The sequence below is a fragment of the Frankia sp. CcCS3 genome (genome assembly GCF_977927575.1).
In genome coordinates this window covers 25,258-32,698 of record NZ_CDWRCL010000018.1, presented here as the reverse complement: position 1 = coordinate 32,698, position 7,441 = coordinate 25,258, and the positions used below count along the sequence as shown (strand labels likewise).

The 7,441-nt window shown below is 71.7% G+C and carries 6 protein-coding genes; all 6 read right to left on the bottom strand.

What is annotated here, in order from left to right; translation table 11 throughout:
• Positions 1–366: 366 nt before the first annotated feature.
• Positions 367–1,776 (bottom strand): acyl-CoA carboxylase subunit beta, encoded by a 1,410-nt coding sequence (locus AC08OQ_RS03370; RefSeq protein WP_476599548.1) that lies wholly within the window; start codon positions 1,774–1,776, stop codon positions 367–369.
• Positions 1,777–1,981: 205 nt separating this feature from the next.
• Positions 1,982–3,208, bottom strand: coding sequence for a beta-ketoacyl-ACP synthase II (gene fabF / locus AC08OQ_RS03365; protein WP_462186200.1), 1,227 nt, complete (start codon positions 3,206–3,208; stop codon positions 1,982–1,984).
• Positions 3,205–3,453 (bottom strand): acyl carrier protein, encoded by a 249-nt coding sequence (locus AC08OQ_RS03360; RefSeq protein WP_011437861.1) that lies wholly within the window; start codon positions 3,451–3,453, stop codon positions 3,205–3,207. Before AC08OQ_RS03360 ends, fabF begins: the two co-directional genes overlap by 4 nt.
• A 176-nt stretch (positions 3,454–3,629) precedes the next feature.
• The gene (locus tag AC08OQ_RS03355; protein WP_476599546.1) at positions 3,630–4,577 is read right to left on the bottom strand and encodes a beta-ketoacyl-ACP synthase 3; all 948 of its coding nucleotides are present in this window, start codon (positions 4,575–4,577) and stop codon (positions 3,630–3,632) included.
• Positions 4,574–5,596: an ACP S-malonyltransferase gene (locus AC08OQ_RS03350; protein WP_476599544.1), complete on the bottom strand. Its 1,023-nt coding sequence runs from the start codon at positions 5,594–5,596 to the stop codon at positions 4,574–4,576. The genes AC08OQ_RS03355 and AC08OQ_RS03350 overlap by 4 nt, the downstream gene beginning before the upstream one ends.
• Positions 5,597–5,812: 216 nt before the next feature.
• The gene (locus AC08OQ_RS03345; protein ID WP_476611895.1) at positions 5,813–7,360 is read right to left on the bottom strand and encodes a PucR family transcriptional regulator; all 1,548 of its coding nucleotides are present in this window, start codon (positions 7,358–7,360) and stop codon (positions 5,813–5,815) included.
• Between the last annotated feature and the right edge of the window lie 81 nt (positions 7,361–7,441).

The following is a 7,441-nucleotide window of genomic DNA, read 5'->3' as shown; positions in this document are numbered from 1 at the left end:
GCACAGCCAACTGCTCGTTCGTCAGGTCACCCCGCACCACACAACGGATCATGCAATCCGAAAATCACCATCAGATCCACGGCCAACCCCGGGACGTACTTCCCAAACAGACCCTAGTAACAGAGTGGCTCTGCTAGCCAGGAGTGGCCCTGGCGATACGGGCGGGGTGTCGGTTGGAGTTCACCGCATCGCGGCCCGCTATGCGAAGCGCCGGCTGCGACCCGAGGTCCGCGGGTCGCAGCCGGCGCGTGGCGGGCGGCTGCCATGGTCGCCGCCCGGTTACCGGGATCTTGTGTTATCGGGGATCCGGTGTTATCGGGGATCTTGTGCTGCCGGAATCCCAGTACTAACGGGGGGATCCGGATGTTACAGGGGGATGTTGCCGTGCACGTTCTTGTCGGTGCGGGAACGGGTCAGTGCGTCGGCGAGGGCGGAGGCAACCGCGCCCCGGGTGGCGGCGGGGGTGACGACCGCGTCGACGACGCCGAGTTCCACGGCGCGGTCGATGCCACCGACGGTGCGGATGTGCTCCTCGGTCAGCTCCGCCAGGACGCTGGGGCGGCGCTGGGCCGGGACCTCGGCGAGCTTGCGGCGGTGCAGAATGCCGACGGCGGCCTCGGCGCCCATGACGGCGACCTGGGCGGTCGGCCAGGCGTACACGGCGGTCGCGCCCAGGCTGCTGGCGTTCATTGCGATGTACGCGCCGCCGTACGCCTTGCGGGTCACGACGGTGACGCGCGGCACGGTGCATTCGGAGAAGGCGTAGAGCAGCTTCGCTCCCCGCCGGACCACGCCTTCCCATTCCTGGCCCACACCCGGCAGGTAACCGGGCACGTCGACGAGCACGACCAGCGGAACACCGAAGGAGTCGCACATCCGGACGAACCGGGAGGCCTTCTCAGCCGAGGTCGCGTCAAGGCATCCACCACGGCGCAGCGGGTTGTTCGCGACCACCCCGACGGTACGCTCGCCGAGGCGCCCCAGCACCGTCACGATGTTCGGCGCCCACCTCGGGTGCAGCTCGACGGCCTCGTCCTCGTCGTCGAGCACCGCCTTCACGAGCGGACGTACGTCGTAGGCCCGCCGGGGATTGTCGGGCAGCAGTTCCCCGAGCTCGCGTCCGGTGACGGGGCCGATGTCGCGCTGATCGGCCAGCAGCACCGCGACCGCCCGGGTCCGCTCGACGGCCTCGTCCTCGGAGTCGCAGGTCACGTGCACGACGCCGCTGCGCCTGGAGTGCACGTCCGGCCCACCCAGGCTGTCGGCGGTGCATTCCTCACCGGTCACCGAACGCACCACGTCCGGGCCGGTGACGAACACCTTCGCCCCCGGGCCCATGATGACGATGTCGGTCAGGGCCGGCCCGTAGGCGGCCCCACCGGCGGCGGCCCCGAGCACGAGCGAGAGCTGCGGGATCCGGCCGGAGGCCCGCACCGTGGCGGCGAAGATCCGGCCGACTCCGTCAAGCGAGGCGACACCCTCCTGAAGCCGGGCGCCTCCCGAGTGCCAGATCCCAACGACCGGGCAGTTCATCCGGACGGCGGACTCGATGGCATGAACGATGCGGGCACAGCCGTCGCGCCCCATTGCGCCACCCTGTACCGTCGGGTCGGTCGCGAAGGCGACGATTTCGTTCCCGTCGATAAGCCCTTGCCCGGCAACGACTCCGGACGTGTCGCCGACCGCGAATAGCGACAGGGTGTCTGAATCGAAAAACCGGGCGAGCCGAGCCTGAGGCGTGCGGGGGTCGACTCGGTCGATCGTGGACAGACTCACCGTGCGTCTCCTTGCCTGAGCGGCGTCGGACTGCTTCGCAGGAGGTCGATACGCGACCACCTGTGGTATGCGCCGGCTTCCGCTGAGCACTCGGTCCGGCGATCATGACGCTCGCCGGAACGGCGGGCGGTGTCGCGGCGGTGGTGGGGTGGCCGGCGCCGCGGCGGGTGACATCGGGTGGTGGTGCGGATGGTGGTGCGGCTGGTCAGGCGGTGAAGGCCAGGCAGATGTCGTGACCGCCGAACCCGAACGAGTTCGACAGCGCGGCGCCCGGGCCGATTGTCCGGTTGTCGATCCGCACGACGTCGAGCGCGATCTCGTCGTCGAGAGCATCGAGGTTGCGCGTCGCGGGAACCAGGCGTTCCCGCAGCGCCAAGACGCTGAACACGGCCTCGACCGCGCCGGCGGCACCGAGCAGGTGCCCGGTGGTCGACTTGGTCGACGTCACCGCGATCTCGTCGGTGTGGTCGCCGAAGGCGCTGCGCAACGCCAGCGCCTCCGCCGCGTCACCGGCGGGGGTGGACGTGGCGTGGGCGTTGACGTGGACGATGTCACGGGGTTCCAACGAGCCGGACCGCAGCGCCGCCCGGATCGCCCGGGCCGCGCCGGCACCGGTCGGCTCCGGCGCGGCGATGTGGTAGGCGTCCGAGCTGATGCCGGCGCCGGCCAGGGTGCCGTGAACCCGGGCACCGCGGGCGGCCGCGTGCTCGGCCGACTCGAGGATGAGGATCGCCGCGCCCTCGCCGAGCACGAAGCCGTCCCGTGCCTTGTCGAACGGACGGGAGGCGGCCTCGGGTGCGTCGTTGCGGCGGGACAGCGCCTGCATCTGCGCGAAGCCGGCCATGGTCAGCGCCGAGATCGCCGCCTCGCTACCGCCGGCGATCACGACGTCGGCGCGCCCGGCCCGGATGATGTCCAGCGCCAGCGCGATGGCCTCCGACCCGGAGGCGCACGCGCTGACTGGGGCGTGCACCCCCGCCTTCGCGCCGAACGCCAGGCCCACGGTGCTGGCCGGGCCGTTCGGCATGAGCATCGGCACCAGGTGCGGGGACACCCGCCGGGGGCCCTTCTCCCGGATCACGTCATGCTGGTGGAGCAGCGTGAGCACGCCCCCGATCCCCGAGGCCACACACGCGGCGAGGCGCTCCTGGTCGACCGCGGGTGAGCCCGCGTCAGCCCACGCCTCACGCGCGGCGGTCAGAGCCAGCTGCTGGCTGCGGTCGAGGGTACGAGCCTCGACCCGACCCAGCGGCGGCTCCACCGCCAGCGGCGCGGCGATCTGGACCGGGAGCTGCTCGACCCAGTCCTCGGTGAGACGCCGGACGCCGGAGCGGCCCGAGAGCAGACCCTCCCACGTCGAGGCGACATCGCCACCGAGGGGAGTGGTAGCCCCGAGGCCGGTGACGACGACCTGCCTGGGGGTCGTGGTCACGCCGCGACACCTGCCCGCTGAATGTAGGAAACCGCGTCACCGACGGTCTTGAGGGTCTTCACGTCGTCGTCCGGGATCTTCACCCCGAACTTCTCCTCCGCGGCGACGACCACCTCGACCATGGACAGCGAGTCCACGTCCAAGTCGTCGATGAAGGTCTTGTCGGCCGTCACGTCGGCCGGGTCGACACCGGCGACCTCTTCGAGGATGACGGCGAGACCGGCGAGGATGTCAGCTTGGGACATGATTGTTCCTCCTGATGGGATGTTGTCGGTCGGTGGCGGGTGGTGCGCGGGGCTGCCGCGTACCAGCGCGGAAGCGCGGGCGCCTGGATCAGGGGCGCGGTCGGGCTGGTGGTCATCGGACGCCTCGCCGCAGTGCGGTGCGGGACGGTCGCGGCGTCGAGGGTTGGTCGAGGTTGTCAGGGGCAGCGTACGAGCTGCCCGCAGTAGGTCAGGCCGGCACCGAAGCCGAACAGCAGCACCGGGTCTCCCCGGCGGATCTCGCCGCTTTCCAGCAACCGGCTGAGTCCCAGCGGAATGCTTGCGGCGGAGGTGTTGCCGGCGTCGACCACATCGCGGGCAACGGCGGCGTTCGTGGCGCCGATACCCGTCACCAACGCTTCGACGACCCGCAGGTTAGCCTGGTGCGGAACGATACCCGCGAGGTCCTCGGGTGCCACGCCGGCCTGCTCGCAGATCTGGCGGAGGACCGGGACCAGGGAGATCGCCCAGCGGAACACCGCCTGGCCCTCCATGCGGAAGACGTTGTCGCCGTAGCCGGGGACCTGGATTGTCTCGGGCCGGGACCCGTCGTGCCCCCAGACCGCGGGGCCGATCTCGTTCGTCTCCGCCGGGCCGACCACGGCTGCTCCGGCACCGTCGGCGAGCAGGATGCAGGTGCTGCGATCGTCCCAGTCGGTGTAGTCCGACAGCCTTTCGGTGGCCACCACGAGCACGTTGCGCAGGGTGCCGGCGCGCACCATGCCGGCGGCCGTCGACACCGCGTAGCTGAAACCGGCGCAGGCGCCGTTGATGTCGAACGCCCCGGCCTGGCCGGCCCCGATGCGATGGGCGATCTGCGGACCGGCACCCGGGATCTGGGAGGGAGAGGTGCAGGTCGCCCCGATCACCAGATCGATCGAGTCGGCGGTGAGGCCGGCGGCGGCGAGCGCCTTCTCCGCGGCCGCGGCGCCCATCGCGACGATGGTCTCCTCGTCGTCGGCGATGCGCCGGCTGGCGATGCCGGTACGGGCCTGGATCCAGGCGTCGGAGGTATCGACCCGCTGGGCGATCTCGTCGTTGGTCACCACCCGGGCCGGGCGGTAAACGCCGAGGCCGAGCATGCGGGCACCGGTCAGCTCGGTCATGCCTGCGCTCCCACCAGGGCGTCGTCCGTCGTCGAGCCCGGTGGAGTTCCGGGGGCCGGGCCCGCCGGGCTCGCGCTCAGGAGCTGGTCGCCGAGGTACTCGGCGACCAGCTCGCGGGCCGCGGGCAGGTCGTCGGGGCTCTTCACCGCGTGGATCGTGACACCGGGCAGTTCCCGGCGGGCGAGCCCGGCGAGAGCACCGGCCGGGGGGAGTTCGACGACCGCACCGACCCCGAGATCGCGCAGCGTCGCGAGACACAGGTCCCACCGGACCGGCGCCGCGACCTGGGCCACCAGCCGGCTGATCAGCTCGGCCGGGTCGGTGACGATCGCCCCGTCGGCGTTGGACAGCGCGGCGGCCCGCGGCACCCCGGGCCGGATGCCGCCCGCGACCGCGGCCAGCGCGTCGCGCGCGGAGGACATGTGCCGGGTGTGAAAAGCGCCGGCGACGGACAGGGGACGCGGCCGGACACCCGCGGGCGGCTCCGCGGCGAGCCGGGCGAGGTCGCGGGCGGTGCCGGCGGCGACGATCTGCCCGGCACCGTTGCGGTTGGCGGCGGTCAGGCCGAGTTCGCTCAACCGGGCGGTCACCGCCTCGGGATCACCGCCGAGCAGCGCCGTCATGCCGGTCTCGACCCGGGCGGATGCCTCGGCCATCGCGCGTCCCCGCAGGGCCACCAGGACGAGGGCCTCCTCGGCGGTGAGGGTACCGGTGAGGGCCGCAGCGGTGATCTCGCCGACGCTGTGACCGGCCAGCACCAGGGTGTCCGATCCGACCGGGGAGGTGACCGGCAGCCCGAGCTGTTCGGCCGCGACCAGCCCGCTCGCGACGATCAACGGCTGGGCGATCGCCGTATCCCGGATTGTCTCGGCGGGCGCCTCGCACCCGGCTTCGAGCAGGTCGATCCCGGCTGCGGCGGACCACCAGCGCAGCCGTTCCTCCGCCCCCTCGAGACCGCGCCAGGCGCGGAGCTGTCCGGGGGTCTGTGCACCCTGGCCGGGCGCGAGGATCGCGAGCACCTGTTCACCTAACCCTTCACGAGGACTGGTTGTCGCTGGCGGCTACTCACCGATGTGTCGACCGGATGTTGTAGGTGTCCTACAAACCGATCTGTTTGGATCGGACGTTACTGCGCGACGCTGACATCGGCCTGGAATGGCATGACGGACCTGCAAAGTAGTTCGATGTGACCATTCTCGCGCGGGGGTGAGAGGGGTGTGGGAGGACTTGAACGATCATGTTTTTCCTGTAGGTAACACACCGTCGAGGCGTCCCAGAACGAGCGCAATATGCAGGATGAAGCGTTCGCGGTGGTCCGCCGGATCCAGCCCGCACACCTCGGCGGCCTTACGGAGTCGGTAACGGACCGTGTTGGTGTGGAGATACAGCGCCCGGGCCGTCGCCTCCAGCGACGAGCCGAAGTCGAGATAGGCCCCGGCGGTCTCCAGTAGCGGGGTACCGGCGTCGCGCAGCGGGACGTACACCTCGTCGATGAGCGCCCGCCGGGCGTCAACGTTCCCCGCGAGGGCGAGTTCCGGGAGCAGGGCCCGGGCCATGACCGGCCGGGGCGCGGCCGGCCAGGCGGCGACCACGTCCGTGGCGGCGAGGGCGACCCGCGCCGCGTGCGGTGTCCCGGTCAGGTCACCGACCACCGGGCCGATCACCACCGGGCCCGGCCCGCAGGCGGGAAGCAGCGCCCGGGCCGCGTCGAGGACGGTGTTCACCGGCGCGGTGCCGCCGGCCGGGCGGGTACCCGCGGTGGGGGGAGGTTCGACGCTGTTCTCCGGCTGGAGGGTCATCTCGGGACGGCCGATGCCGTCCCTGCCGGCAGTGAAATTCCCGCCGACCACCATCACCAGGCGATCATGGTGGACCCCGGCGAGAACCTCCAGTTGGGCCATGCGGGCGAGCCGGTGCGCCTCGTCGACCACCACCTCCGGCGAGTTGCTCCCGGCCGTGCCGATGATGACGGTGACGGACGGCGGGTTACGCCAGCCCACCGCGGCTGCCCGTGACGGCAGTGCCCGGTCGACCTCGCCCCGGACCACGTGGTCGACGACCAGCGCCTCCAGCCGGGCATCCCAGGCACCGCGTTCCTCGGCGGCGCGGGCGTAGACGACCGCGCCGGCGAACGCGATGTCACGGGAGTAGCGCAGGACATCGGCGAGCAGCCGTTGCTCGTGCTCCGGGCCGGCCAGGTTCGGCACCTCGGCCTCGATCGCCTCCACCGCGACCCGGACCAGATCGACGAGCCGGCGGAAGGTCACGGCGCGGACGAGTTCCCGCGGGGCGACCCGGAAGACGTCCTCGGACAGATCCCGGGCGTGGTCGGGCCGCCGGCACCACTCCACGAACGACGAGATGCCGGCCTGCACCACGAGCTGAATTCCGGCGCGGTGACTGGCCGACATGGCTGGGAACCAGGGCAGCGCCTCCGCCATCCGGGCCGCCGCCCGGGAGGCGAGCATCCCGCTCGACCGTTCCACCCGGCGGATCACCTCGCTGGTGCTTTCTCCGCCGGGTGTGCTCCCGGTCGATGTGGGTCGGGCTTGGTCGCCGTCGGGTCTGGGGCTGGCCCCGCCGGCCGACCACGGATTGCCCAGATCAGGGATACGCGGCTCCGGGTAGTCGACGGATTGCTCCGGCACCGGCTCGGTTTCGGGGCTCGGCTCGGTCTCGGATGCCGGTGTGGGGACGGGGGGTGCCCCCGGTTCAAGGCGGGCTGTCCCGGTCGCTGCGTCCGAGGAGGAATCCGAGGAGGAGGCTGCCACGCCCGTCAGCATGCCTCAGCCGTCCCGCACCCCTGTGTATTGCGGGTCCCGGCACGTCGCTGGTCTCGGCGCATTGCCGGTCCCGGCAGGTGG